The sequence below is a fragment of the Microbacterium sp. GCM10027623 genome (assembly GCF_042666935.1).
Taxonomy (GTDB): domain Bacteria; phylum Actinomycetota; class Actinomycetes; order Actinomycetales; family Microbacteriaceae; genus Microbacterium.
In genome coordinates this window covers 1,546,357-1,573,031 of the sequence record NZ_JBHTHE010000001.1, presented here as the reverse complement: position 1 = coordinate 1,573,031, position 26,675 = coordinate 1,546,357, and the positions used below count along the sequence as shown (strand labels likewise).

The 26,675-nt window shown below is 69.5% G+C and carries 22 protein-coding genes; 9 read left to right on the top strand and 13 right to left on the bottom strand.

Features of this window, described 5'->3' with window-relative positions; translation table 11 throughout:
* Positions 1–50 precede the first annotated feature (50 nt).
* Genes ACFQY2_RS07155 through ACFQY2_RS07140 form a run of 4 tightly spaced genes read left to right on the top strand, consistent with a single transcriptional unit; the run spans position 51 to position 5,594 of the window.
* Positions 51–1,025, top strand: coding sequence for a carbohydrate ABC transporter permease (locus ACFQY2_RS07155; protein ID WP_378744983.1), 975 nt, complete (start codon positions 51–53; stop codon positions 1,023–1,025).
* Entirely contained in the window at positions 1,022–1,909 is an 888-nt protein-coding gene (locus ACFQY2_RS07150; protein ID WP_378744982.1) for a carbohydrate ABC transporter permease, read from the top strand. The genes ACFQY2_RS07155 and ACFQY2_RS07150 overlap by 4 nt, the downstream gene beginning before the upstream one ends.
* On the top strand, positions 1,909–4,143 hold the full coding sequence (yicI, locus tag ACFQY2_RS07145; RefSeq protein ID WP_378744981.1) for an alpha-xylosidase: 2,235 nt from the start codon (positions 1,909–1,911) through the stop codon (positions 4,141–4,143). The genes ACFQY2_RS07150 and yicI overlap by 1 nt, the downstream gene beginning before the upstream one ends.
* The gene (locus tag ACFQY2_RS07140) at positions 4,140–5,594 is read left to right on the top strand and encodes a GH1 family beta-glucosidase (RefSeq protein WP_378744980.1); all 1,455 of its coding nucleotides are present in this window, start codon (positions 4,140–4,142) and stop codon (positions 5,592–5,594) included. Before yicI ends, ACFQY2_RS07140 begins: the two co-directional genes overlap by 4 nt.
* 136 nt (positions 5,595–5,730) lie before the next feature.
* Here ACFQY2_RS07140 and ACFQY2_RS07135 read toward each other — a convergent pair whose 3' ends face one another.
* The 7 genes from ACFQY2_RS07135 to ACFQY2_RS07105 all read right to left on the bottom strand — a co-directional run bounded on the left by ACFQY2_RS07135 (position 5,731) and on the right by ACFQY2_RS07105 (position 14,603).
* Complete coding sequence (locus tag ACFQY2_RS07135; RefSeq protein WP_378744979.1) at positions 5,731–6,522, bottom strand: hypothetical protein; 792 nt, start codon at positions 6,520–6,522, stop codon at positions 5,731–5,733.
* A 22-nt stretch (positions 6,523–6,544) separates the two neighbouring features.
* Positions 6,545–8,353, bottom strand: coding sequence for an ABC transporter ATP-binding protein (locus ACFQY2_RS07130; RefSeq protein WP_378744977.1), 1,809 nt, complete (start codon positions 8,351–8,353; stop codon positions 6,545–6,547).
* Positions 8,350–10,239 carry an ABC transporter ATP-binding protein gene (locus tag ACFQY2_RS07125; RefSeq protein WP_378744976.1) on the bottom strand — a complete coding sequence of 630 codons (1,890 nt, stop codon included), beginning with the start codon at positions 10,237–10,239 and terminating at the stop codon, positions 8,350–8,352. The genes ACFQY2_RS07130 and ACFQY2_RS07125 overlap by 4 nt, the downstream gene beginning before the upstream one ends.
* 293 nt (positions 10,240–10,532) lie before the next feature.
* A complete protein-coding gene (locus ACFQY2_RS07120; protein WP_378744975.1) occupies positions 10,533–11,039 on the bottom strand; it encodes a methylated-DNA--[protein]-cysteine S-methyltransferase in 507 nt (168 codons plus the stop codon).
* A complete protein-coding gene (locus ACFQY2_RS07115) occupies positions 11,036–12,571 on the bottom strand; it encodes an Ada metal-binding domain-containing protein (RefSeq protein WP_378744974.1) in 1,536 nt (511 codons plus the stop codon). Before ACFQY2_RS07115 ends, ACFQY2_RS07120 begins: the two co-directional genes overlap by 4 nt.
* 80 nt (positions 12,572–12,651) lie before the next feature.
* Positions 12,652–13,569, bottom strand: coding sequence for a citrulline utilization hydrolase CtlX (gene ctlX / locus ACFQY2_RS07110; protein ID WP_378744973.1), 918 nt, complete (start codon positions 13,567–13,569; stop codon positions 12,652–12,654).
* A complete protein-coding gene (locus tag ACFQY2_RS07105) occupies positions 13,566–14,603 on the bottom strand; it encodes an ornithine cyclodeaminase (RefSeq protein ID WP_378744972.1) in 1,038 nt (345 codons plus the stop codon). Before ACFQY2_RS07105 ends, ctlX begins: the two co-directional genes overlap by 4 nt.
* Before the next feature lie 122 nt (positions 14,604–14,725).
* Between ACFQY2_RS07105 and ACFQY2_RS07100 the strand changes: the two genes are divergently transcribed.
* Positions 14,726–15,157: an Lrp/AsnC family transcriptional regulator gene (locus tag ACFQY2_RS07100; protein WP_378744971.1), complete on the top strand. Its 432-nt coding sequence runs from the start codon at positions 14,726–14,728 to the stop codon at positions 15,155–15,157.
* A gap of 90 nt (positions 15,158–15,247) precedes the next feature.
* Here ACFQY2_RS07100 and purH read toward each other — a convergent pair whose 3' ends face one another.
* From purH to ACFQY2_RS07085, 3 genes are read right to left on the bottom strand one after another with little or no spacing between them, the layout of a single operon-like run.
* A complete protein-coding gene (gene purH / locus ACFQY2_RS07095; protein WP_378744970.1) occupies positions 15,248–16,855 on the bottom strand; it encodes a bifunctional phosphoribosylaminoimidazolecarboxamide formyltransferase/IMP cyclohydrolase in 1,608 nt (535 codons plus the stop codon).
* A gap of 44 nt (positions 16,856–16,899) precedes the next feature.
* Positions 16,900–17,475: a phosphoribosylglycinamide formyltransferase gene (gene purN, locus ACFQY2_RS07090; RefSeq protein ID WP_378744969.1), complete on the bottom strand. Its 576-nt coding sequence runs from the start codon at positions 17,473–17,475 to the stop codon at positions 16,900–16,902.
* A 4-nt stretch (positions 17,476–17,479) separates the two neighbouring features.
* The gene (locus ACFQY2_RS07085; protein WP_378744967.1) at positions 17,480–18,748 is read right to left on the bottom strand and encodes a DUF6350 family protein; all 1,269 of its coding nucleotides are present in this window, start codon (positions 18,746–18,748) and stop codon (positions 17,480–17,482) included.
* Positions 18,749–18,840: 92 nt separating this feature from the next.
* Here ACFQY2_RS07085 and ACFQY2_RS07080 point away from each other — a divergent pair, with 92 nt between their 5' ends.
* Positions 18,841–20,292: an NCS2 family permease gene (locus ACFQY2_RS07080; RefSeq protein WP_378744966.1), complete on the top strand. Its 1,452-nt coding sequence runs from the start codon at positions 18,841–18,843 to the stop codon at positions 20,290–20,292.
* 285 nt (positions 20,293–20,577) lie between these two features.
* Here the strand turns inward: ACFQY2_RS07080 and sucD are convergent, their stop codons facing one another.
* Positions 20,578–21,480, bottom strand: a complete 903-nt coding sequence (sucD, locus tag ACFQY2_RS07075) for a succinate--CoA ligase subunit alpha (protein WP_378744965.1) — start codon at positions 21,478–21,480, stop codon at positions 20,578–20,580.
* A gap of 19 nt (positions 21,481–21,499) precedes the next feature.
* The gene (gene sucC / locus ACFQY2_RS07070; RefSeq protein ID WP_378744964.1) at positions 21,500–22,666 is read right to left on the bottom strand and encodes an ADP-forming succinate--CoA ligase subunit beta; all 1,167 of its coding nucleotides are present in this window, start codon (positions 22,664–22,666) and stop codon (positions 21,500–21,502) included.
* 132 nt (positions 22,667–22,798) lie between these two features.
* Between sucC and ACFQY2_RS07065 the strand changes: the two genes are divergently transcribed.
* On the top strand, positions 22,799–23,461 hold the full coding sequence (locus tag ACFQY2_RS07065) for a TetR family transcriptional regulator (protein ID WP_378744963.1): 663 nt from the start codon (positions 22,799–22,801) through the stop codon (positions 23,459–23,461).
* Between the two features lie 48 nt (positions 23,462–23,509).
* Here the strand turns inward: ACFQY2_RS07065 and ACFQY2_RS07060 are convergent, their stop codons facing one another.
* On the bottom strand, positions 23,510–24,001 hold the full coding sequence (locus tag ACFQY2_RS07060) for a hypothetical protein (protein WP_378744962.1): 492 nt from the start codon (positions 23,999–24,001) through the stop codon (positions 23,510–23,512).
* A 66-nt stretch (positions 24,002–24,067) separates the two neighbouring features.
* On the opposite strand from ACFQY2_RS07060, the gene ACFQY2_RS07055 reads away from it, so the two are divergent.
* Complete coding sequence (locus tag ACFQY2_RS07055; RefSeq protein ID WP_378744961.1) at positions 24,068–25,522, top strand: phytoene desaturase family protein; 1,455 nt, start codon at positions 24,068–24,070, stop codon at positions 25,520–25,522.
* A 105-nt stretch (positions 25,523–25,627) separates the two neighbouring features.
* Complete coding sequence (locus ACFQY2_RS07050) at positions 25,628–26,662, top strand: ATP-dependent DNA ligase (protein ID WP_378744960.1); 1,035 nt, start codon at positions 25,628–25,630, stop codon at positions 26,660–26,662.
* Positions 26,663–26,675: the final 13 nt, after the last annotated feature.

Here is a 26,675-nt window from a genome sequence, read left to right as displayed (position 1 = left end):
AGCCGGGGCGGCATCCGATGCCGCCCCGGCCTGTCCGAGGAGCACTGGACATGACTCTCACCACCCATGACAGACGGCGCGGCATCCGGGCGGCGCTGCCACCCGAACAGCCCGCCATCCCCCAGGGCAGAGGCGGCACCGGCGCCTACTGGCTCTATCTGCTGCCCGGCTTCGCGCTGCTGGTGGTCATCGTTCTGATCCCTCTCGGGTGGAACGTGTACCTGACCTTCCAGAAGTGGCGGGGCGTGCGCGCCCCCGAATTCATCGGTCTCGAGAACTGGCAGAAGCTGTTCACGGACGCGGACTTCTGGACATCGTTCACGAACTCGGTGTGGATGATCCTCGCCATGGTCGTGGTCCCGACGATCGTCGGCCTGCTGGTCGCGGCCCTGCTGTTCGACGTCGTGGGGCGAAAGTTCGGCGGGAAGGTCGCCAGCTTCCTGCGCGCGACCTACTACCTGCCGCAGATCCTTCCCGTCGTGGTCGCCGGCATCGTGATCGGATGGATCGTGCGGCCCGACGCCGACGGCGCCCTCAACCAGATGCTGGCATGGGTGGGCATCCCGGCCGTCGACTGGCTCGGGCAGATGCCGTCGGCGCTGATCGTGCTCATGGTCGTGATGGTCTGGGTACAGCTGGGCTATCCGGTCGTCATCTTCATGGCCGCACTGCAGCGCGTCGACCCCGCCCTGTACGAGGCGGCGGAGCTGGACGGCGCCAACTGGATCCAGCGGTTCAGGGCCATCACGGTCAGCATCATCCGGCCCGAGATCTTCGTGGTCACCCTGACGTGCACCATCGCCGCCCTGAAGGTGTTCGGTCCTGTCTACGTCATCACACGCGGCGGGCCCGCGGGCGCGACTCTCGTGCCGGCGTACTACGCCTACCAGGAGTTCTTCACCAAGCGGAACATCGGCTACGGCGCGACCATCGCGACCGTGCTGACCATCGTCGTGGTGATCGTGTCGATCGTGTTCATCCGCGTGCAGAACTCGCTGGAGCAGAAGGAGAGGGCAGGGCTGTGAGCGCAACCACCGCGATCGTCACCGGCAAGCCGGTCCGCAGACGCACTCGCAGCGGCATGACCCGAAAGCGCCCCGTCGACTGGCTGCTGCTGTCGCTGGTCGTCGTCGGAGGCATCCTCGTGCTGGTGCCGTTCTACCTGGTGCTGGTCAACTCGTTCAAGTCGCCGGTCGACTACGCGACCTCCGGCCCGCTGGCGCTGCCGCACGATCTCGACTTCACCGGCATCGCGAAGTTCTGGGAGCGCGTGAACTTCCCCGAGAAGGTGTGGAACTCCATCCTCATCTCGGGGGTGGTCTCCGTGCTGGCGGTGCTCATCTCCGTGCTGAACGCCTTCGCGATCGGCATCGGCCGCGTGCGCGGGCGCAGCTGGATCGTGCTGCTGTTCCTGCTGGCCAACCTGCTGCCGCAGGAGGCGCTGCTGTACCCGCTGTACTACATGTTCAAGAGCGTAGGGCTGTACGACAGCGTCTGGTCGGTGATCATCGTGTTCACGGTCATCCAGGCCGCCTTCGGCACGTATCTGCTCTCCTCCGTGTACGGCACCTTCCCCAAGGAGGTGCTCGAAGCGGCATCCATCGACGGGGCGACGCGGTGGCAGATCCTCTGGCGGGTCGTCTTCCCGATCAGCCGACCGACCCTGTCGGTGCTGCTCATCTTCTTCTTCATCTGGACGTGGAACGAATTCCTCATCCCCCTGACGTTCCTCGCGTCCAACGCCAACCAGACCGTACCCGTCGCGATCAGCGTCCTGCAGGGCGACCGGCTCATGGACGTCACGACCACGAGCGCGTCGGCGCTGCTCGGCATCATCCCGACGCTCATCTTCTTCCTCATCTTCCAGCGCACCCTCACCCGCGGCATCACGGCAGGAGCAGTCAAGTAATGAAGTTCACCGATGGTTTCTGGCAGCTCCGACCCGGAGTCGCCACGCTGTACGCCCAGGAGGCGTACGACATCGACCGCACCGACGACACCCCGGACGGACCGGGGATCGTGATCACCGCACCCACCGCGGTGATCACCAAGCGCGGCGACGTGCTCAACCGCCCCGTGCTCACGACCACGCTGTCCTCCCCTGCCGAGGGCGTCATCCGTGTGCGCATAGCCCACCACACCGGTGGGAGGTGGCACGGCGGGTTCGATCTTCCCGGCGCGGCCGGGGGCGCGGCATCCGTCTCGGTGGACGCCACCGGCGCAACCCTGGATGCCGGCGCCCTGGTCGCCCGAATCGCCCCCGGAGCGCCCTGGGACCTGTCCTTCGAGAGCGACGGCCGCCGGCTCACCGGCAGCGGACACAAGGCGCAGGGGTGGGTGCGCCTCGATCCCGATGCCCAGGTGGACACCGGCATCGTCGGCAACGCCCGCCAGGGCACCGCCGCACCGCACAGCTCGACCTACATGCACGAGCAGCTCGACCTGGGCGTCGGCGAGCTCATCTACGGCCTCGGTGAGCGCTTCGGCCCGCTGGTGAAGAACGGCCAGTCCGTGGAGATCTGGAACGCCGACGGCGGAACCTCGAGTGAGCAGGCGTACAAGAGCATCCCCTTCCATCTCTCCAACCGCGGCTACGGCGTGCTTGTGAACGACCCGGGACATGTGTCCTATGAGATCGGCTCGGAGGCCGTGGAGCGCGTGCAGTTCTCCGTCTCGGGCGAGGTGCTGGAGTACTTCGTCATCGCCGGCCCCACTCCGAAGGAGGTGCTCGGCAGGTACACCGCCCTCACGGGGCGTCCACCCGTCGTGCCGGCGTGGTCGTACGGGCTGTGGCTGTCGACCAGCTTCACCACCGACTACGACGAGCAGACGGTGAACTCGTTCATCGACGAGATGGCAGCCCGGGAGCTTCCGGTGTCGGTGTTCCACTTCGACTGCTTCTGGATGCGCGAGTTCAACTGGTGCGACTTCGAGTGGGATCCGCGCGTCTTCCCCGACCCGGACGGCATGCTCGCCCGGCTGCACGAGCGGGATCTGCGGGTGTCGGTGTGGATCAACCCCTACATCGGGCAGCGCTCGCCGTTGTTCCGTGAGGCGGCCGACCGCGGATTCCTCGTCACCCGGGCCGACGGGTCGGTGTGGCAATGGGATCTGTGGCAGGCGGGCATGGGCCTGGTCGATTTCACGAATCCGGATGCCACGGCCTGGTTCCAATCGCACCTGCGCCGCCTGATCGACCAGGGCGTCGACTGCTTCAAGACCGACTTCGGCGAGCGCATCCCGACGGACGTCGTCTGGGCGGACGGCTCGGACCCTGAGCGGATGCACAACCTGTACACCCAGCTGTACAACCGCGCCGTGCATGACGTGCTCGTGCAGGCCCGAGGCGAGGGCGAGGCGGTGCTGTTCGCCCGATCGGCGACGGCCGGCGGACAGAGCATGCCGGTGCACTGGGGCGGCGATTCGACCTCGACATACGCCTCGATGGCCGAGACGCTGCGCGGCGGCCTGTCGCTGGCGATGAGCGGCTTCGCGTTCTGGAGCCACGACATCGGCGGCTTCGAGGGGACCCCGGATGCCGGAGTGTTCAAGCGCTGGACGGCGTTCGGTCTGCTCGGCTCGCACTCGCGGTTCCACGGGTCGAGCTCGTATCGGGTGCCGTGGGCGTTCGACGAGGAGGCCGTCGCCGTCACGCGTCGTTTCACGCAGTTGAAGATGCGATTGATGCCGTACCTGCACCAGCACGGTCTGGACGCCACCCGCACGGGCGTGCCGCTGATGCGGCCGATGGCGCTGGAGTTCCCCGACGATCCGGCGTCCGGGCACCTCGACCGCCAGTACATGCTGGGCTCGGATCTGCTCGTCGCCCCGGTGTTCAGCCCGGATGGCACGGTGGAGTTCTACCTGCCCGCCGGGGAGTGGACCTCCCTGCTGACCGGCGAGACGGTCAGGGGCGGCACCTGGCGTCGCGAGACGCACGGGTTCGACTCCCTGCCCCTGTACGTGCGCCCGGGCGCGGCGCTGCCGTGGGGATCCCGCCACGACCGCCCGGACTACGACTACCACGACGGTCTGCGGCTGCGGGTCTTCCCCGGAGGCTCCGGCACGACATCCGTCACCGTCACCGCACCCGACGGCACTGCGCGTGACTACGTCGTGAACCTCGAGGAGACGACCGAGTGATCATCCGACCGGACGACTATCGCGGCTCGGGGCTGGTGTTCCCGGAGGGCTTCACCTTCGGGTCCGCCACCGCCGCCTATCAGGTGGAGGGTGGGGCCGCTGAAGGCGGACGCACGCTCTCCATCTGGGACACGTTCAGTCACACGCCGGGACGGGTGTGGAACGGCGACACCGGCGACGTGGCCTGCGACCACTACCATCGCGTGGAGCAGGACCTCGATCTGATGGCCGAGCTCGGGCTGCAGGCATACCGGTTCTCGATCGCCTGGCCGCGCATCGTCCCCACGGCGACCGGTGCCGTGAACCAGGAGGGCGTCGACTTCTACTCACGATTGATCGACGGGCTGCTCGCTCGCGGCATCCGCCCGGTCGCGACCCTGTACCACTGGGACCTTCCCCAGTACCTGGAGGATGCCGGCGGCTGGACGAGCCGCGCCACCGTAGACGCGTTCGCGGAATACGCGGGCGTCGTCGGCGCCGCGCTCGGCGACCGCGTGGACACCTGGACCACGCTCAACGAGCCGTGGTGCTCGGCGTATCTGGGCTACGGTCAGGGCGGACACGCACCGGGGCGGCGCGAACCGGCATCCGCCCTGGCCGCCGTGCATCATCTGAACCTGGCGCACGGGCGCGCCGTACAGGCGCTGCGCGCGACGTCCACCGGCGACCCGGACTACTCCGTCACGCTCAACTTCCACGTGCTGCGCGGGCAGGGCGACGGCGCCGACGAGGCGAAGCGCCGCATCGACGCGCTGGCGAACCGGGCGTTCACCGGGCCGATGCTGCGCGGCGCCTACCCGGCCGACCTGCTCGAGGACACCGCGCAGGTCACCGACTGGAGCTTCGTGCAGGACGGCGATCTCGCCACGATCCACCAGCCGATCGACGTGCTGGGCGTGAACTACTACTCGACGACGACCGTGCGGATGTGGGACGGGGTCTCTCCCCAGCAGCAGAACGACGGCCACAAGGGCGCCGCGGGTGGCACCGCCTGGCCGGGCAGCGATCAGGTCGTCGAGTTCGTCGAACAGCCCGGGCCGCACACGTCGATGGGGTGGAACATCGCGCCCGAAGGCCTCGAAGAGCTGCTCGTGTCGCTGGCCGAGCAGTTCCCGGGCCAGCCACTGATGGTCACCGAGAACGGCGCCGCGTTCGAGGACGAGGTGGCCGCCGACGGCTCGGTGCCGGACCCCGAGCGCCAGGACTACCTGCGTCGGCACTTCACCGCCGCGCACCGGGCGATGCAGCGCGGAGTCGACCTGCGCGGCTACTTCGTGTGGTCGCTGCTGGACAACTTCGAATGGGGCTACGGGTACGCCAAGCGCTTCGGCATCGTCCGCGTCGACTTCGACACGCTCGAGCGCACGGTGAAGGACTCCGGTCGCTGGTATCAGGATCTCATCCGCACGCGGACCATCGAGGCTCAGCGGGCGTCGGCGCGCCGGATCTAGGACGATCGCGGGTCTGAAGGATGCTCGACTGACGAGCATCCTTCAGACCGTGCAACGTCCTTCAGATGCGAGGCGCGTCGCGCCGACCCGCACTCACCGACCGGCGCCTCAGCACCCGGCACCCGATGCCGGGCGCTCAGTGCTCCCGTCGGCGCCGGGAGTTCCAGGCCTGGAACAGCTCCGCTGTGCGGTTGACGGCGTCGGTGGACTTCTCCATGACCGTGCGCGCCACGTCCCACAGCGCGTCCGGCAGCTGCTCGGGCTGCACGTTCTCACCGCGTGCTGCCCGCTCCGCGGTGTCGAAGCTGCGCTCGAGATCGTCGACCGCGCGGCGATAGGCGTCGAAGTCGGCCGCCGTGACGCGCACGCCCTCGCTCGGCGGACGCCGATCACGCGCCCGTTCGACCGCCGCGAGGAACACGGCGGTGTGCGGCGCGCGCCCGTCGCTCATGGCCGGGAACGCGATCGCCTTCGCCGGGTCGGTCTCGTACTGCATCCAACGCCCCAGCACGGCGTCGTGTCGTGCGCGCAGCCGGTCCAGCGGAAGGACGGTCGCAGACCCCAGGGCGCTGCGCTCGGCGGCGACGCGTGCGCGGCCGGCCTTGACCCGTGCCGTGGCCGCCTTCGAGGCGAGCTGAGCATCCCGGAGGGCACGACGAGCGGATGCCACGGCAGCGGCATCCGTCCTCGATGCAGCGCGGTCGGCGGCGGCCCTGGCCGCGTCCGCGCGCGCCACGCGTACGGCATCCGCTGCGATCCTGGCGTCCGTCTGCGCCTGACGCAGCTCGAGTCGTGCCGCGTCGTAGCCCAGACGCTTGCCGTTCATCATGCTGCGCCTCCGTCCCGCGAAGAGTCCTGCGGCTCCACCACCGACGACGACAGGCGCGATCCACCACAGCTCGACCGCCGTCGCCCAGATCGGATCCACTCGCTCAGCCTACCTCCGGGGATCAGACCAGCGTCTGCTGCCAGGCGGCGTGCAGCTGGGCGAACTTCCCGGTGCCGTTGATGAGCGCCTCGGGGGTGTCGTCCTCGATGATCCGGCCGTGCTCCATGACGAGCACCCGGTCGGCGATCGCCACCGTCGACAGACGGTGCGCGATGATGATCGCCGTGCGGTCGGCCAGCAGCGTCTGCAGGGCGTCCTGGATGAGGCGCTCCGAGGGGATGTCCAGCGAGGCGGTCGCCTCGTCGAGGATCAGCACCGCGGGGTCGGCGAGGAACGCTCGCGCGAACGAGATCAGCTGCCGCTGTCCCGCCGACACCCGGCCGCCGCGCTTGTTGACGTCGGTGTCGTAGCCGTCCGGCAGGGTGGAGATGAACTCGTCGGCACCGACCGCGCGCGCCGCCGCACGGATCTCGTCGAGCGTCGCCTCGGGTCGGCCGAGCGCGATGTTGTCCGCGACGGTTCCGCTGAACAGATACGCCTCCTGCGTGACCATCACGATCGCGCGGCGCAGGTCCTTGGGATGCAGCATCCGCAGGTCGACCCCGTCGAGGGTGACCGCCCCTCGTGTCGGGTCGTAGAAGCGGGACACCAGCTTGGCGAGCGTCGACTTGCCGGCACCGGTCGTGCCGACCAGCGCGATGGTCTGCCCGGCAGGGATGTCGAGCGTGAAGTTCGGCAGGATGGTCGTCTCGCCGTTGTAGCCGAAGGTGACCTCGTCGAAGCGGATCGCACCGCGCGACTGCCACAGGTCGACGGGTCGGTCGGGGTCCGGGACGGTGGGCACCTCGTCCAGCACGCCCGACACCTTCTCCAGCGCCGCCGTGGCGGACTGGTACGAGTTCAGGAACATCGCGATCTCCTGCATGGGGGCGAAGAAGTTGCGTACGTACAGCACCGTCGCCAGCAGCACGCCGACGCCGAGAGCGCCGTCCGCGACCCGGATGCCTCCCCACAGCACCACGCCCGCGAGGGTGAGCGCAGCGACCGACATCAGTCCCGGCTCGAAGGTGCCGAACAGCACCATCGATCGACGGTTGATGTCGCGGTAGTCGCCGGCGACCTTGCGGAAGGAGGTGTCGTTGCGCGGCTCCTTGCGGAACGACTTCACCGCCCGGATGCCGGTCATCGTCTCGACGAACTGCACGATCACCTTCGCGCTGATCACCCGGGACTCGCGGTACACGAGCTGCGACCGCTTGTAGAACCATCGCATCAGGAGCAGCAGCGGCACGCCGGCCACCAGCAGGATGATGCCCGCCTGCCAGTCGGCGATCACCAGCGCGATGAAGGTGAACAGGCCGAACAGCACCCCGGAGACGAGGTTGTTCAGCCCGCCGTCGAGCAGCTCGCGGATCGAGTCGAGGTCGCTGGTCTGCCGCGAGATGATCCGCCCCGAGGTGTAGGACTCGTGGAACTCCAGGCTGAGGCGCTGGGTGTGCAGGAAGATCCGCTTGCGCAGGTCCAGCAGCACGGCCTGGGTGATGCGCGCCGCGAGCACGACGTAGAGGCCGATCAGCGCCGAGCCGACGATGCCGGCCAGCAGGTAGACCGCGGTGACCATGACCGCGGGCATCCAGTTCGCGGTCTGCAGCAGCTGGGGCAGAGCGTCATCGAGCGCGATGCCGATGATGATCGGGCCCGCGACCTGGAGCGCGGTCGAGACCACGAGCACGAGCGCGGCGATCACGATGCGCAGGCGCAGCGGATGGATCAGCGAGCCGAGCAGGCGCAGCGAGCGGTGCCGGATGGCACGGCTCTCCTCCTTGGTGTAGTTCGAGCGGTCCTCGTCCTGGGTTCCGGTGATGGTCACGCCTGCACCTCCTCTTCGGTGGCCGATGCTTCGCTCCGGGCCGCCTCGTCCATCGCCTCGGTGATGATCGGGATCGCACCCGTGCGCGCGGCCTCCTCGGCCTCGAGGCTGGAGATCACGTGCCGGTAGTGCGCGCTGGTGCGCAGCAGCTCGGAGTGGGTGCCGACCGCCGTGATGCGGCCCTTCTGCAGCAGCGCCACACGGTCCGCGAGCGCGACGGTCGACGGACGGTGCGCGACGATCAGCGCGGTGGTCTCCGCGAGCACGTGACGCAGCGCCTCCTCGACGAGCGCCTCAGTGTCGACGTCCAGCGCCGACAGCGGGTCGTCGAGCACGAGCACCTGAGGGGCCGCCGCGACGGCGCGGGCGAGAGCGAGACGCTGCCGCTGGCCGCCGGAGAGGCTGAGCCCCTCTTCGCCGATGATCGTCTCCACTCCCTCCGGCAGCGACTCGACGAAGCCGGCCTGGGCGACGTCGAGGGCTTCACGCAGCACGCGATCGCCCTCGTCGCTGTGGATGTCGAGGTCGGCGCGGCCGAGCAGCACGTTCTCGCGCACGGATGCCGAGAACAGGGTCGCGTCCTCGAAGGCCATCGCGATGTGGCGGCGCAGCTCGCTGAGCTCCAGATCGCGGATGTCCACGCCGTCGAGCGTGACGCGCCCGCCCGTGACGTCGTAGAGGCGGGCGGGGAGCGTGGTGAGGGTGGTCTTCCCGGAGCCGGTCAGCCCCACCAGCGCCATGGTCTCCCCCGGTCTCAGCACGAGGTCGATGCCGTCCAGCAGGTCGCGCTCGTGCGCGCCGGCGTCCTGGTAGCGGAAGCGAGCTCCCTCGAAGGCGAGCTCACCCCGCGGCTCGGGGATGCGCACCGGGTTCTCCGGGTCGGTGATCGAGTTGGTCTCCTGGTAGATGTCGAACACGCGATCCGTCGCCGTGCGGGCGTCGAGCATGAACGAGAACAGGAAGCCGATGGACTCGATCGGCCAGCGCAGCACGGTGGCCATGGCGAAGAACGCGAACAGCTGCGATACCTCGATCTCACCGGTCGAGATCAGCCAGATGCCCGTGATCAGGCTCAGTCCGAACGCGATCTGCGGCATCAGGTCCAACCAGAACCAGATCTGCCCGACGGCGCGGGCCTTGCTGAGCTCGGTCTCGCGCAGCGTCTCGGCCTGCCTGCTGAAACGTGTGAGGGCATGCTTGCCCCGGCCGAAGGCCTTCAGCACGCGGATGCCGTGCACGCTCTCCTCGACGCTGGTGGCCAGGTCGCCCGCCTGGTCCTGGCTGCGGCGAGCCAGGGTGCCGTACCGCTTCTCGAAGAGATAGCCCGAGATCCACAGCGGGATGCCACTGAGGATGAAGATCGTGCCCAGCAGCCAGTGCCAGCGGAACAGCAGCACGGCGCCGATCACGATGGTGAGGATGTTCACCACCAGCAGGATCAGACCGAAAGCGATCCACCGGCGGATGAGGCCGATGTCCTGCATCATGCGGCTGAGCAGCTGACCCGACTGCCAGCGGTCGTGGAAGGCGACCGGCAGATTCTGCAGGCGCGAGTAGAGCTCGGAGCGCATCTGGAACTCGACCTCTGTCGCGGGCGTCAGCACGAACCAGCGGCGCAGCCACACCATGGCCGCCTCGCCCAGTGCGAGCGCGAGCACGCCGAACGCACCGGCGAAGACGAATCCGAGCGAGCCGGTGCTCGCTTCGAGGTCGAAGTTCTTCACGATCTGCTCGAGCACGATGGGGATCATCAGCGCGATCACGGCCGCGGCGAGCGCGCTCAGTGCACCGCCGACGAGACGACCGAAGATCGGACGGACGAAGGGCTTGAGTCGCCACAGGGCGGCGAAGGTGGAGAGGGACGACGAGGAGGAGGTGACAGACATGGCTCTCAGTTGCGTAGCGATCGGTGACGAAGACGGGGCGGATGCACGGCATCCGAAAACGGTGGTGGCAGGGCGGCGCGTGCGCCGCCCGCGATCAGCTGCGCAGGCGGGGTGCGCGCGAACCGAGGGCGACGAACGTCGTGACAGTCATCGTGGCCATGGTGTCCTCCTCAGGCTCGGCGTCATCGGCCGGTCGGCTCGACAGCCTTCGAGCCTATTCCTGTGAGCCCGCCGAATGCAAGAGGGAATCCCCTTTCCCGGGCTCGCCGAAGCGTCGGCCTCCCGAGCGCCGCTCAGTGCACGAGTGCGGCCGTCGCCTCCCGGTCGAGCAGGCTGCGCTTGACGTCCAGGCCCCAGGCGAACCCGCCGAGCGACCCATCGGAGCGCAGTACACGATGGCACGGGACGAACAGCGCCGGGGCGTTGCGGGCGCAGATGGAGGCCGCGACGCGGACCGCCCGTGGATTGCCCAGCTCCATGGCGAATTCGCTGTAGCTGAGCGGATGCCCGGGCTCGATTCGGCGCAGCGCCTCCCATCCGGCACGCTGCAGGCCGGTGCCGTGCTGTCGCACGGCGACGGCGTCGATCGCGGTGAGGTCGCCAGCATAGTAGGCAAGGGCCGCGTCTGCGGCATCCGTGGCGCCCTCGACGATCTCGTCGGGTCGCAGCGACGCATGCACGCGCGCGATGACGGCGGCGTGGTCGTCGCTCCACCCCGACGCCAGGACCCGCTGCTCGGCGTCGGCGAGGATCGTCAGCGCACCGTCGGAGGTCTCGACGGTCTGGATGAAAGCGGTCATGAGTTCTCCTCGGCAGTGGTCGTGGGGCGCGGTGCGCGCCGGATCCTGGGTGGACGGACGGGCGCGGCACGCCAGAGGTGGGCGGTCAGGTAGCTGCGCCAGGGCACGAGGCGCTCGGCCCAGGCGCTGAGGGCGCGCGGGTCGCCGGGCAGACCGGAGGCTGCGGCACCGGCGCGCATCGCGACATCGCCCGGCAGCAGGACGTCCGGATCGCCGAGTACCCGCATCCGCACGTAATCGGCGGTCCACGGCCCGATACCCGGCATGGCCAGCAGGCGCGCGCGCTGCTCCGCCGCGTCGTCGCCGACGGTCAGTTCCAGGGAGCCGTCGGCGAGTGCGGCGGCGGCGCCGGTGAGGGCGCGGATGCGGGCCGCAGGTCCGCGCAGCACCTCGGCGCCGCGCTCGGCGATGGCCGCCATGCTCGGGAACAGCAGGGCGCCCTCCGCGGTGCGCTCCCCCAGCTGCTCGGTCAGGGTCGAGAGCGCCGTCCTCGCGGCGACGACCGTGATCTGCTGGCCGACCATCGCACGGATGAGCATCTCGTGTGGGTCGGCGGCGCCGGGAACGCGGATGCCGGGCAGCGCCGTGACCAGCGGTGCGATCTCCGGATGGGCGGAGAGCGCCGCGTCGATCCCGGTCGGATCGGCGTCGAGGTCGAAGAGACGCCGCGCGGTCGCCACGAGCGGGGCGAGGTCGCCGAGCCGTGTCACGCGGGCACGCAGACGCAGCCGCTCGTCGGCGTCCAGCCGGATCTCGAAGTGGGCGGGACCACCTGGCATGCGCAGGTGCCTGGCGAACGACGTCGCGGTCGACGATTCCATGCCCGGCAGCGCGCGCGCCGCCATCCAGGCGAACACGCCCGTCGCGTCGAGGGGCGCGCGGTGCGGCAGCACCAGGTCGATCACGCCCTGCACCTCGGCATCCGCGCCTCCGCTGTCCCGGGTCCCCGAGCCCGTCGAAGGGCGGCGCGTCGCGCGCAACTGTCCCGGCGTCATCTCGAACACCTCGCGGATCGTGTCGTTGCACTGACGGATGCTGGCGAAGCCGGCCGAGAACGCCACGTCGGAGATGGGCATGTCGGTGCCCACCAGCAGCATCCGCGCGGTGTGGGCGCGATGCGCACGCGCGAGAGCCAGCGGCCCCGCGCCGAGCTCCGAGGTCAGGAGCCGCGTGAGGTGCCGCGACGAGTAGCCGAGCCGGCGCGCCAGCCCCGCCACGCCCTCCTGTTCGACGACGCCCGCCGCGATCAGACGCATGGCGCGCGCGGCGGCGTCCCCTCGGAGATTCCATGCCGGTGAGCCGGGTGTCGCCTCGGGCAGGCAGCGCTTGCACGCGCGGTATCCCGCCTCGTGCGCGGCGGCGCTGGTCGGGTAGAAGCTGACGTTCGCGCTCTTGGGGGTGCGGGCAGGGCAGCTCGGGCGGCAGTAGATGCCGGTCGAGCGCACAGCCGTGACGAACTGTCCGTCGAAGCGGGTGTCGCGCGCGCTGATGGCGCGGTACCGCTCGTCGAAGGTCATCGTCGGGGAGGTCATGCCTCCACTCTGTCACGATCTGGAGGTGGCGACTGGCGGAAATCGGACATGGCTGTGCGGAGGTGTCCGTGAGTGCGATCTCACCGAGGATCCAGATGGATCCCGGCGATCATGCAGCGCACCGACCCGCCCGCCAGTTCGATGGGAGCGACATCCAGCGGGATGATCCGGCAGGACGCGGAGAGGATGCTCAGCTGCTCCTCCGTGAGGCTGCGATGACCGGTCTCGGAGATCACCAGCAGGCGCTCCCCTCCCTCGCCGCGCAGCTCCATGGCGTTGCCCGCGAAGGCGGCGACCTGCGCCGCCGTCAACGGAATCAGGATGCGACCGGTCTCGCGGATGCGCCGCGCGACCTCGGACCGTCTCGCGTCGCCCACGATGGCATCCAGGCCGATCATCGCGATGTCGGTGCCGATGCACATCATCACGTTGGTGTGATAGATCGGCACGCCGTCCGGATCGACGGCGTCGAAGACGACGGGCTCGTATCCGAACACGGTGCAGAAGCGTTCGACGAGCACAGGATCGCACCGCTTCGACCGCACCGCGTACGCGATGCGCGCCACGTGGTCCAGCACCATGGCGCCCGTCCCCTCGAGGAACAGGTCGTCCGGCTCCAGCCCGGAGTAGTCGATAACCTCCTGCACGCGGTATTCGGTCTTCAGCATCTCGATCACGTCAGCCCGCCGCTCGCCGCGGCGGTTGGCGGCGTACATCGGATACACCGCGACGCGTCCTCCGGCGTGCGTGGAGAACCAGTTGTTGGGGAACACGCTGTCGGGATGCGCGGCGGACTCGTCCTCGAACAGGTGCACCCGCACGCCCGCCTCGCGGAGACGATCGGCGACCCGGGTGCAGACCTCGTACGCCTCGCGGGACACATCGTGGTCGGCGGCGCTCTGGAACGTGTTGTCGGCCGCGGTCTGCGGGTTGGGACGGAAGTGGTGCGGCCTGATCAGCACGACGGCGCCCGGCGCCTGTGCCGATGCCGCCCTCACGCCAGGCTCGGCGCGGCGGCGCCTGCCGCCACCAGTGCGAACAGGTTCTTCGGATCGTCCGGCTCGGCGATGATGTCGACCTCGGTGAAGTAGTCCGTGCCGTCGATCGCCGCATCGAGGTAGCGCAGCGCCGAGAAGTCCTCGACAGCGAAGCCGACCGAATCGAAGATGGTGATCTGGTCGTCGGAGGTGCGCCCGGCGGCCTCGCCGCGCACGACCCGCCACAGCTCGGTGACCGGATACTCGGCATCCAGCTGCTGGATCTCCCCTTCAATGCGAGTCTGCGGCGGATACTCCACGAAGATGTCCCCGCGGCGCAGGATGCGCTCGTCCAGCTCCGTCTTGCCCGGGCAGTCGCCGCCGATCGCATTGACGTGCACGCCCGGGCCGACCATGTCGTCGGTGAGCACGGTCGCGTTCGTCTTATCGGCGGTGCATGTGGTGATGATCTGCGCGCCGGCGACAGCCTCGGCTGCACTGCCGGCGCGCACGATGTCGAACCCGAGGGGGCGCATATTTGCCTCGAACACGTCGAGCGCAGCGGGGTCCGTGTCCCAGATGCGCAGGCGGTCGATGCCCAGCAGCGCGCGGAATCCGAGCGCCTGGAACTCGGCCTGGCTGCCCGTGCCGATCATGGCCATCGTCGTGGCGCCGGCGGGGGCCAGCATCCGGGCGACCATGGCAGAGGTGGCGGCGGTGCGCAGCGCCGTGAGAAGAGTCATCTCGGTCCAGAGCGTCGGATACCCGCTGTCGACGTCGGCGAGCACACCGAAGGCGGTGACGGTCTGCAGTCCGCGGGACGGGTTGCTGGGGTGGCCGTTGACGTACTTGAATCCGTACTGGCGGCCGTCACTGGCCGGCATGAGTTCGATCACGCCGATGGCCGAGTGGCTGGCGACGCGCGCGGTCTTGTCGAAGTCCTGCCAGCGCGTGAAGTCCTCGACCAGGGCATCCGCGATCCCCGAGATCGCACGCTCGATGCCCGCATCGATCAGCCAGCGGCGCATGCTCGGAACATCGACAAAACGGACCATCGCCCATCCCTTCCTCAGATGCTTCCAGGCTAGGAGCGGGCCACTGCCACTTTCAATCAGCAACATGGATCATTTCATCCATCCGCTGGATGTTCTGCTCAATAAACCACTACATTCTGATCATGAGCATTCTTGACGACCTCGATCGACGGCTGCTGTCGCTGCTGCGGGCCAACAGCCGCGAGTCCGTCGTGAACCTCGCGCGACGCCTCGGTGTCACCCGGGCGACGGTCGACAGTCGGCTCAAGCGGCTCATCGACAGCGGCGTGATCGTCGGCTTCTCCGTCCGCGTGCGGGACCCTGCGGCGGCCTCCGTCGTGCGCGCCATCATGCTGATCGGGGTGGAGGGTCGCAACACCCGTGAGGTGATCCGCAGCCTCCGCGGCGTTCCGCAGATCGCCGCGCTGCACACCACGAACGGTCGCTGGGACCTCGTGGCCGAGGTCAGCTGCGACAGCCTGACGTCCTTCGACGAGACGCTCGCCACAATTCGCGGCATCGACGGCATCCGCGACAGCGAGACCAGCATCCTGCTCAGTTCCGCGACGGTGTAGCCGGCAGGTGAAGGCCGGGGACCCTCTCCCGCGGAGCGGCGCCACGCGGCGCTCCGGCAGCGCCGAGCGGCGCCACGCGGCGCCACGCGGTCAGTGGAAGAAGTGGCGCTCGCCCGTGAAGAACATCGTCACGCCGGCCTTGCGGGCGGCATCCACCACCTCGTCGTCGCGCACCGACCCGCCGGGCTGGACGATCGCCGTGACACCGGCGTCCAGCAGAACCTGAGGACCGTCCGCGAAGGGGAAGAACGCGTCGGACGCCGCCACAGCACCGGCTGCGCGGTCGCCCGCGCGCTCCACCGCCAGTCGGCACGAGTCGACGCGGTTGACCTGACCCATGCCGACGCCGACCGTGGCGTTGCCCTTGGCGAGCACGATCGCGTTGGACTTGACGGCGCGGCACGCCTTCCACGCGAAGATGAGGTTCTCCATCTCGGCGTCGTCGGGACGTTCGCCCGAGACGAGCTCCCAGTCCTTCGCCACCGACACGATGTCGTCCGGGAACCTGTCGGCGTCCTGCAGCAGCAGACCGCCCGAGACCAGGCGCACGTCCATGCGCTCCTGCTGCCAGTCCTCCGGCAGCTTCAGCAGGCGCAGGTTCTTCTTGGCCTTGAAGACTTCGAGCGCGGCGGGCTCGAAGTCGGGCGCCACGATCACCTCGGTGAAGATGTCCTTGAGGTTGTCCGCCATCTTGAGTGTGACCGTGCCGTTCGCCGCGATGACGCCGCCGTAGGCGGACACCGGGTCGCACTCGTGCGCGCGCAGGTGGGCGCTGGCGATCGGGTCGAGGGCGTTCGGTGCCGTGGTGGCGATGCCGCACGGATTCGCGTGCTTGATGATCGCGACCGCGGGAAGGATCATGTCGTAGGCGGCGCGCAGCGCGGCGTCGGCATCGACATAGTTGTTGTACGACATCTCCTTCCCCTGGAGCTGCGTGGCCTGGGCGATGCCGTGACCGCCGGCGCGCGTGTAGATCGCGGCGCGCTGGTGGGAGTTCTCGCCGTAGCGCAGCGTCGCGAGGCGCTCGGCCTTGATGGTGAGATGGGCGGGAAGGTCGACGCCGTCACTGAGGGTGCCCTCCGAGAACCACTGGGCCACCGCGGTGTCATAGGTCGCGGTGTGCGAGAACGCGCGGGCGGCCAGCTCGCGGCGCTGCACGAGATCCGTGCCGCCCGCGGCGACGGCCTCGATGATCGCGGGATACGACTCGGGAGAGACGACCGTCGCGACGTTGGCGAAGTTCTTCGCCGCCGCGCGCACCATGGCGGGCCCGCCGATGTCGATCTGCTCGACGATGGCATCCGGCTCCGCCCCGGATGCGACGGTCTCCACGAACGGGTACAGGTTGACGACGACCAGCTCGAAGGGCTGGATGTCCAGATCGGCGAGCTGGCGCTCGTGATCGTCCAGGCGCAGATCGGCGAGCAGCCCGCCGTGGATCTTCGGGTGCAGGGTCTTCACTCGGCCGTCGAGCATCTCGGCGACCCCGGTGACGCTGGCGACATCGGTCACCTCGTGGCCCGCGTCGCGGATGGTCTGCGCGGTCGACCCCGTCGACACCATCTCGACCCCGGCTGCGGAGAGCGCCTCCGCAAGCTCGAGGAGACCGGACTTGTCGCTCACCGACACGAGCGCGCGCCGGATCGGCACCAGGTCGCGGTGACGGTACAGCGAGGGATCGAGGCGAGGGCCGGCCATGATGATGCTCCTTCGTTCGTGCGTTCTGTGCGGGTCGGGAAAGGTCAGAGGGTGAGCTCGCCGGTGGCGACGCGGCGGACCACGTCGATCATCAGCCGCCGCTCGACGGGCTTGATGCGCTCGTGCAGGGTCGCTTCCGTGTCTCCCGGCAGCACCGGGACGCGCTCCTGCGCGACGATCGGTCCGCTGTCGACGCCGTCGTCGACCACGATGACGCTGGCGCCCGTGCTCTCGACGCCGGCGGCCAGGGCGTCGCGCACGCCGTGCGCGCCGGGGAACTCGGGCAGGTAGGCGGGGTGCGTGTTGATGATCCGCGGCGCATAGCGCGCGACCACGGCGGCGGGCAGCAGCCGCATCAGGCCGCTGAGCACGATCAGGTCGGGCTTCCATGCATCCAGCTGCTCGACGAGCTCCTCGCCCCAGGCCTCCCGGCTCGGGAACGACGAGTACGCCACGGTGAAGGTGGGAACGCCGAACTCCTCGGCGTGCGCGAGCCCGTCCGCGTCCCGATCGGCGCCCACAGCGATGACTCGTGCGGGGAAATCGGGGTGGCTGGCGGCTTCGAGCAGTGCTCGAAGATTCGAGCCGGCACCTGAGATGAGAACCGCGACCGTCAGCACCCGGTCAGTCTACCGGCGTCGAGAGTGCTGCCATCTCCTCGTGCCAGCGGTCGGTGCGCTCCTCCGCCAGCTCGTCGTGATGGCGCGGTGCGAGCATGAGGATGCCGCAGCCGATCAGCACTTCCAGGCCGACCGCGAACGCGAACCAGCCCGCCGACGGGCCGGTGTCCGCCAGCCGGCCCGGACCGATGGACCCGGATGCGAGCACGGCTGCCAGCGCCGCCGCACCGGCCGAGACGGCGGCGATCCCGCCCGTGATCGCCGCGCGGGGCCCGAACCCCGCGCCGGTGCGCTCCCACACCAGTCGCGACCGGATCATCCAGCCCGCCAGGGCGCCGCAGGCGATGGGCACCAGCACGGCCACCAGCATCCAGATCGAGGAGTTCTCGGGAACCAGTCCCAGCACCGGGATGCCGGGGACGACCCCCAGTTCGGTGCCTGCCGGCGACACCGAGGTTCCGGTGCCGAGCGCGAACCCGGGCCCCGCCAGCCAACTCGCCGACCAGACCAGAAGCGTGGGCAGGTAGACCAGGTGGGCGAGCGTCAGCATCCCTGCGCCCAGCACGTCGACGCGAGCCGCCTCGAACAGCGCGATTACCTCTCCCCCGCGCACGAGCGTGGTGACGGCCACGCCCAGAGCGGCGGCGCCGGTGAGGGCGACGACCACGACTGTCGCACCGCGCAGGGATTCGGCGGGCACGGGCGCCCAGTCGCCCCATCCGTCGACGACGTCGTGCAGCCGGTCGATGACGCCGCCGTCCCCGTCGGACCACGCGTACCGGACCGCACCGATCAGCAGACCGGCGAGATACACGGACGCGGGGATCACGATGGCCGGCCACTGCGGGGCTCTCAGCACCCCGGAGTGCGCGGTGAGGCCGACCGCCGCGGCGATCAGCGCGAACGCGACCGCCCCGGAGACCACGCCCGTGACCCAGGCGCCGGCGATCGCGGCCCGTCGTCCGGAACGCGCGGCGAAGATCAGCGTGAACAGCAGGAAGGCCAGCGGAGGGACAGAGACGGCGAAAGCGGCGGCCTCCTTCGGGATGGCCAGACTCGCGAGCACGGCGTCCGGCAGCACCACCTCGAGCGGCACTCCGTGACCGAACTGCCACAGCGTGCCGCTGACGGGCCAGAGCGCGCCCCAATCGGCACTCACCCCGAAGGCGAGAACCCACAGCAGGGTGAACGGCGCGAGCACGGCCGCCAGCCCCACGGCGGCCGCGATGACGGCGTCCAGTGCGGCGAGGAGCACGACGGTGACACGTTGCATGACGACTCGAGCCTACGATGCGCGCCCGACACCGCCCTGCGGGGCACGCGAGGGTGTCCGGACACGATAGATTCTCCTGCGGAGGTCTCCCGATGACAACAGCCCCTGCGCACCCCGACACCGAGCCGCGCGATCAGCCGCGCAACGCGCTCGACCGCTACTTCGAGATCACGAAGCGGGGTTCGAGCTTCGGCGCCGAGATCCGCGGAGGACTCGTCACGTTCGTGACGATGGCCTACATCGTGATCCTGAACCCGATCATCCTGTCCAGCAGCACCGACATCGCCGGCACCACGCTGGACTTCCTGCAGCTCAGTGCCGTCACCGGCCTGACCGCCGCGGTCATGACGATCCTGTTCGGCCTCATCGCCCGTCTGCCGTTCGGGTTCGCTGCCGGACTCGGCATCAACGCCTTCCTCGCCTTCTCGGTGGTCGGCGAGGTCACCTGGCCCGAGGCGATGGGGCTGGTGGTCATCAACGGCCTCATCATCGTGCTGCTCAGCGCCACGGGCCTGCGCCGCATGATCTTCGACGCGGTTCCCATGCAGCTGAAGATCGCGATCACGGTCGGCATCGGGCTCTTCATCGCGTTCATCGGCTTCGTGAACGCCGGCTTCGTGACCGCCAGCGCCTCGCCGCCCGTGTCGCTCGGCATCGGCGGCTCGGTCAGCACCGTGCCGACGCTGCTCTTCGTGTTCACTCTGCTGCTGACCGGCGTGCTGGTGGCGCGCAAGGTCAAGGGCGGCATCCTCATCGGCCTCGTCTCCGGGACGGTCGTCGCGGTGATCACCGAGGCGATCTGGCACGTCGGCGCCAAGGGCGACGACAACCCGGGCGGCTGGGGTCTGACGATCCCCGCGCTGCCCGAACAGCTCGTCAGCCTTCCCGACCTGTCGCTGATCGGCCAGGTCGACCTGTTCGGCGCGTTCGGCCGCATCGGCGCACTGGCCGCGCTGATGCTGGTCTTCACGCTCGTCTTCACGAACTTCTTCGATGCCATGGGCACCATGACGGGCCTGGCGAAGGAGGCCGACCTGGCCGACGAGAAGGGCAACTTCCCGCGCCTGAAGTCGGCACTGATCGTCGAGGGTGTCGGCGCCGTCGTCGGAGGCGCGACGTCCGCGTCGTCCAACACCGTGTTCATCGAGTCGGGCTCGGGCATCGGTGAAGGCGCGCGGACGGGCTTCGCGAACGTCGTCACCGGTGTGGTGTTCCTCATCGCGATGTTCTTCACGCCGCTGGTGTCGATCGTCCCGACCGAGGTCGCCGCCGCAGCGCTGGTCATCGTCGGTGCGCTGATGATGAGTCAGATCCGCTTCATCGATCTGACGGACTTCTCGGCGCTCTTCGGGGTGTTCCTCACGGTCGCGGTCATGCCGATGACCTACTCGATCGCCAACGGCATCGGCGCCGGCTTCATCGGCTGGGTCGTCGCGCGGGCGTGCTCGGGCAAGGCTCGCGAGATCAGCCCTCTGCTGTGGGTCGTGACAGCCGGGTTCGTGATCTTCTTCGCCCGCGGTCCGATCGAGGCGCTGTTCGGCTGATCGCGTCGCGTCGAGAGGGGTCGGATGCTGGCATCCGGCCCCTCTCTGCGTCTCGACGCGGGCGTCCGGCCACATCCCCGCCACCCCCGTCGCCCCGTCGCCCCGTCCCTTCTGAAGGACGTTCGCGCTGGTGAAGGACGATGCGGCGGGCAGCATCCTTCAGACCCGCGGATGTCCTTCGGACGCGCCGGTGATCGGCAGAGCGGATGCCGCAGACGCGGCGTCAGGACATGACGAAGGCCCCGGGGTGGAGCCCGGGGCCTTCGTCATGCAGTCTAGCTCAGATCAGAGCGCCTCGACGATCGCGCGCATCAGGTCGGCCGTCTCGGACGGCGTCTTGCCGACCTTGACGCCGGCGGCCTCGAGGGCCTCCTTCTTGGCCTGTGCGGTGCCCGCGGAGCCCGAGACGATGGCGCCGGCGTGGCCCATGGTCTTGCCCTCGGGAGCAGTGAAGCCGGCCACGTAGCCGACGACCGGCTTGGTGACGTTGGCCTTGATGTAGTCGGCCGCGCGCTCCTCGGCGTCGCCGCCGATCTCGCCGATCATGACGATGGCCTTGGTCTCGGGGTCGGCCTCGAACGCGGCGAGCGCGTCGATGTGCGTGGTTCCGATGACCGGGTCGCCGCCGATGCCGATGGCGGTGGAGAAGCCCAGATCGCGCAGTTCGTACATCATCTGGTAGGTCAGGGTGCCCGACTTCGAGACGAGTCCGATCGGTCCCTTGCCGGTGATGTTGGCCGGGGTGATGCCGACCAGCGCCTCGCCGGGGGTGATGATGCCGGGGCAGTTCGGCCCGATGATGCGGGTCTTGTTGCCCTTGCTGGTCGCGTACGCCCACGCCTCGGCCGCATCGCCGACGGGCACGCCTTCGGTGATCACGACGAGCAGCGGGATCTCGGCGTCGATGGCCTCGATCATCGCGTCCTTGGTGAAGGCGCCGGGAACGAACGCGATCGACACGTCGGCGCCGGTCTTCTCCATCGCCTCGGCGACGGACCCGAAGACGGGAAGCTCGACCTCGCCCTCGTGCGGCTTCTCGTGCGTGACCGTGGTGCCGGCCTTGCGGGCGTTCACGCCGCCGACGATGTTCGTGCCCGCCTTCAGCATCAGAGCGGTGTGCTTGGTGCCCTCGCCGCCGGTGATGCCCTGGACGATGACCTTGGAGTCCTTGTTGAGGTAGATCGACATTTATCTGATTCCTTCAGTCTCAGGCGTTGGCCAGCTGGGCGGCCTTGTCGGCGCCCTCGTCCATGGTGGCTGCCAGCGTGACGAGCGGGTGGTCGGCGGCGGCGAGGATGGCGCGGCCCTCCTCGACCTGGTTGCCGTCGAGACGCACGACGAGCGGCTTGGTTGCCGCGTCGCCCAGGATCTCGAGGGCCTTGACGATGCCGTCCGCGACGGCCACGCAGGAGGTGATGCCGCCGAAGACGTTGACGAACACGCTCTTGACCTGCTGGTCGCCGAGGATGACGTCGAGTCCGGCCGCCATGACCTGGGCGTTCGCACCGCCCCCGATGTCGAGGAAGTTCGCCGGCTTGACGCCGCCGTGCTTCTCACCGGCGTACGCGACGACGTCGAGGGTCGACATCACCAGGCCGGCACCGTTTCCGATGACACCGACCTGTCCGTCGAGCTTCACGTAGTTCAGGCCGGACTCCTTCGCCTTGGCCTCCAGCGGGTCCTCGGCGCCCTTGTCGGCGAGAGCCTCGTGGCCGGGGTGGCGGATCTCGGAGGCGTTGTCGTCGAGCGTGACCTTGCCGTCGAGCGCGATGACGTCACCCTCTTCGGTGAGCACCAGCGGGTTGACCTCGACGAGCGTGGCGTCCTCGCCCTTGTAGACCTCGAAGAGCTTGACGAAGACATCGGCGACCTTCTCGACGAGCTCCTCGCGGAAGTTCGCGGCCCGGGCGATCTCGACGGCCTTGGCCTTGTCGATGCCGGTCAGCGGGTTCACCTCGACACGGGCGAGGGCCTCGGGCTTCTCGACGGCGAGCTGCTCGATCTCCATGCCGCCCTCGACGCTGCACAGCGACAGGTAGGAGCGGTTCGCGCGGTCCAGGAGCACCGAGAAGTAGAACTCCTCGGCGATGCGTGCGCCCGCGGCGACCATGACGCGCTTGACGACGTGACCCTTGATGTCCAGACCCAGGATCGCCTGGGCCGCCTCGTACGCCTCGTCGGGGGTCTTGGCGACCTTCACGCCACCGGCCTTGCCGCGGCCACCGGTCTTGACCTGAGCCTTCACGACGACGATGCCGCCGATCTTCTCAGCAGCTGCCTTCACCTCCTCGGGGGTGTCGGCGACGATGCCGGCGAGAACCGGCACTCCGTAGGATTCGAAAAGGTCTCGTGCCTGGTACTCGTAGAGATCCACGTGCAGTCCTTCGCTGGTTGCGGCGGGTGGGACGCGACAGAATTTGTCGGGTTGTCGAAGTTGCTTCGACCCGAGCACCAAGCGTACTACCGCTGACGACACGACCCGAACGGCCGGGGATAGGCTTCCCCTATGCACCAGACACCGCCGCCGCGCACCGGCGTCGTCGCGGCCGCGCTCGAGCTGTTCGCCGCGCAGGGATTCGACGCGACCTCGGTCGAGCAGATCGCCAAGGCCGCGGGCGTCTCGCGCTCCACCTTCTTCCGGCAGTTCGGCGGCAAGGAGGATGTCGTCTTCACCGACCATGAGGTGATGCTCGACGAGCTGCGCGCATTCCTGGACGAGCCGCACGCGGATCCGTGGTTGGCGGTCTGCGAGGCATCGGAGCTGGTCTTCGGTCATTTCGCCCGCGACCCGGAGCTGGCTCGGCGCCGTTACGAGATCGTGCGCGAGGTCCCCGAGCTGCGCGACCGCGAGATCGTGACCGTGTTCCGGTACGAGCGCCTGTTCGATGAATACCTGCGGCAGTCGCTGCCCGGCATCGACCCGATCGACGCCGTCGGGTTCTCGGCACTCGTCACGGCGGTGCACAATCACGTGCTGCGGCAGCTACTGCGCGGGAACGACGTGCCGGTCACGACGCTGCGCGCCGCCATGCAGGATGTGCTGCGTCGCTACGGCGTCCACCCGGACGGGTCCGACGCCGCCCCCGACGACATCGTGGTCGCGGTCTTCCCGCGGTCGATGCCGGTCGCCGAGATCTCCCGGCGCGTGCAGGCAGAGCTGTCGGAATGACCCGGCCGCGTCTGACCGCGCGAGCGGATCAGACGGCGGCCGGAGAGGTCATTCGTCGCAGCCGCACTTCCCGGAGGCGTTGCGCACCATGAAGCACACGTCGCACACGCCGTAGTCGCGTTCCTCCTTCGGGGTCGCCTTCGGCGTGCGCGTCGCGGCTGCGGTCCTGGCGCCCCGCGACCCGGTGGCGCGCCGGGACGCCGTCGCACTGGTCGGCAGTGTGCTCGGGTGGTTCACGTAGAAGTAGGGAGCGCGTCCTTCGCTGGCCAGCAGCGGGAGGGCCCGCCCGGCGATGAGGACCTGCTCGTCCTCCGTGAAGCCGTTCGTGTAGGTGCGTCCGATGTGCAGCGCGGCTCCTTCGGGGCGCAGGGCCTCGATGTAGCGACCGCGGTCGATGAAGCTCGTGACGCCGACGGCATCCGAGATGGCGCCGATGAACTCGTGGTTCTCGACAGGGATCCGGTGCGCACGCAGCGCCTCGGCGAGGGATCGGTAGGGGCGGGAGGTTCCAGTGGGGGTCGGCCCCTGTGGTTCGTTCATCTCCTCGATTCTCTCACCTGCGCGATCGTCGCCGTCACCGATCCGCATTCGTGGAACACTGGGAGCATGGCTCGCGCGACGGTGATCGGCAGTGGCCCGAACGGGCTCGTGGCCGCGGTCGCCCTGGCGCGCGCCGGGTACGCGGTCGAGGTGCTCGAGGCCGCCGGGTCCGTCGGCGGCGGTGTGCGGACCGCTCCCGGTCCTCTGCCGGGATTCGTCTCCGACATCTGCTCGGCCGTGCATCCGTCGGTGCGGACCTCGCCGTTCTTCCGGGCGTTCGGCATCGACGAGCGCATCGAGTGGATCACGCCGGAGATCTCCTACGCCCACCCTCTGGACGGCGGTCGAGCGGCGATCGCCTGGCGCGACATCGATCGGACCGCGGATGCTCTGGGCGCGGACGCCCGCGCTTGGTACGCCCTGGTGCGGCCGCTGACGCGGCATCTCGAAGGCGTGGTGGATTTCACCGGCCACGCGCTGCTGCGCATCCCGGACGAACCGCTCACGGCGCTGCGCTACGGCATCCGGATGCTGGAGCAGGGCACGCCGTTCGCCAGGGCGACGCTGCGCACCGAGGCCGGTGCCGCGCTGGTCGCCGGAGTCGTCGCGCACGCCAACGCCCCGATGCCGTCCCTCAGCGGCGCGGCCGCCGGTCTGCTGCTCGCCGCACACGGCCACGCCCCCACCGGCTGGTCGTACCCGAGGGGCGGCGCGCAGCGCATCGCCGACGCCCTGGCATCCGACCTCGAGGCGCACGGCGGCGTCATCCGCATCGGTGAGCACGTGCGCGACCTCGGCACGCTCGACTGGGGCGACCCGCGCCGCGGGGATCTGCTGGTCATGGACACCTCGCCCCGTCTCGCGCTCACCCACCCCGACGTCCCGTCCGGCTATGCGAAGGCGTTGGGCGCGTACCGTTACGGCGCCGGCGCCGCCAAGGTCGACTTCGCTCTCGACGGCCCCATCCCCTGGGCGAACCCCGATGTCGCGCGGTCTCCGACCGTGCACATCGGCGGCACGCGCGACGAGATCTGGGCCAGCGAGAACGCGGTGACGCGCGGAACCGTCAGTGACCGTCCCTACGTGCTCGCCGTGCAGCCGTCCGTGCTCGACCCGTCGCGGGCGCCTGCGGGCAAGGGGGTGCTGTGGTCGTACATCCACGTACCGGCCGGATCGGATCTGGATGCCACCGAGCTGATCACCCGCCAGGTGGAGCGCTTCGCCCCGGGTTTCCGCGAGCGGGTGCTGGCCAGCCGTGCCGTGCCGGCGTCGGCGCGCGAGATGCTGAATCCGGCGGAGATCGGCGGCGATGTCTTCGGCGGGGCGTTCACGATGCTGCAAGCCGTGCGCCGGCCCGTCATCTCGCCGACGCCCTGGCGCACCCCGATGCAGGGCGTCTACCTGGCCTCCGCCTCCACGCCCCCCGGCCCCGGGGTGTCGGGCACCCCCGGCTGGCTCGCCGCCCGCACGGCGCTGCGCGACGCGCGCCTCCCCCACGAGCTGACCGACCTCTTCCCCTGACCCTGGCGGCCCCCGCATTCCGCGCTCCGTCGACAGCATCACATCTCGCCGAGGGTCGACGGGTGGGGGGTCGACGGGTGGAGGGGTCGCGGACACAATGGGAGCATGTACGAGATCCCCGCGCCGATGCTCGCGAAGGCGGCGGCATCCATACCCGATCCGACGAAGAAGCCGATGCTGTACGAGCCCAAGTGGGATGGGTTCCGCGGCCTGATCGCCTGGGACGGCGAGACGCTGGAGATCGGGTCGCGCGGCGCGAAGCCGCTGACTCGGTACTTCCCCGAGCTCGTTGAGCAGCTGCCCGCGCTTCTTCCGGGGCCGTGTCTGCTGGACGGCGAGATCGTCGTGGCGACGGGCCCTGCCGGGGCGCAGCGCCTGGACTGGGAGGCGCTCAGTCAGCGGATCCACCCGGCGGCGTCGCGAGTGGCCAGGCTCGCCGCCGAGACGCCGGCGATGTTCATCGCCTTCGACCTGCTGGCTGACGGCGACGAGGATCTGCAGCAGCATCCGTTCCGCGACCGTCGGGCACGACTGGAGCGGATGCTGGCGGGCGCCGGCGCTCCGCTGCACCTGACGCGCACGACCGAGGACCCCGACCTCGCCCGCCGCTGGCTGGCGGACTTCGAGGGGGCCGGGCTCGACGGCGTGGTCGCCAAACCGCTGGAGGACCCGTACGCGCCCGGCAAGCGCGCACTGACCAAGATCAAGCATGCGCGCACCGCGGATGTCGTGGCACTGGGCTACCGGGTGCACAAGAGCGGATCGGGCGTCGGCTCGCTGCTGGTCGGACTGCATGACGACGAGGGCGTGCTGCGGCAGGTGGGCGGCGTCGCCGCCTGGACGGATGCCATGCGTGCTCGACTCGTGGAGGAGCTGGAGCCACTGGTGGAGCGCGATGCCGCGGGCGAGCCGGTCAGCGGGGAGACGGAGCGATCGAGGTTCTCCGGCGCGAAGGACATGACCTATGTGCGTCTGCGCCCCGAACGCGTGCTGGAGGTGCGCTACGACCAGCTGGAGGGCGCGCGGTTCCGGCACACAGTGCAGTTCGAGCGCTGGCGTCCGGATCGTGACGCGTCATCGTGCACCTACCGTCAGCTCGACACCGTGGCCGGCTACGACCTGGCGGACGTGCTGGACTGACCTGTCGGCGCCG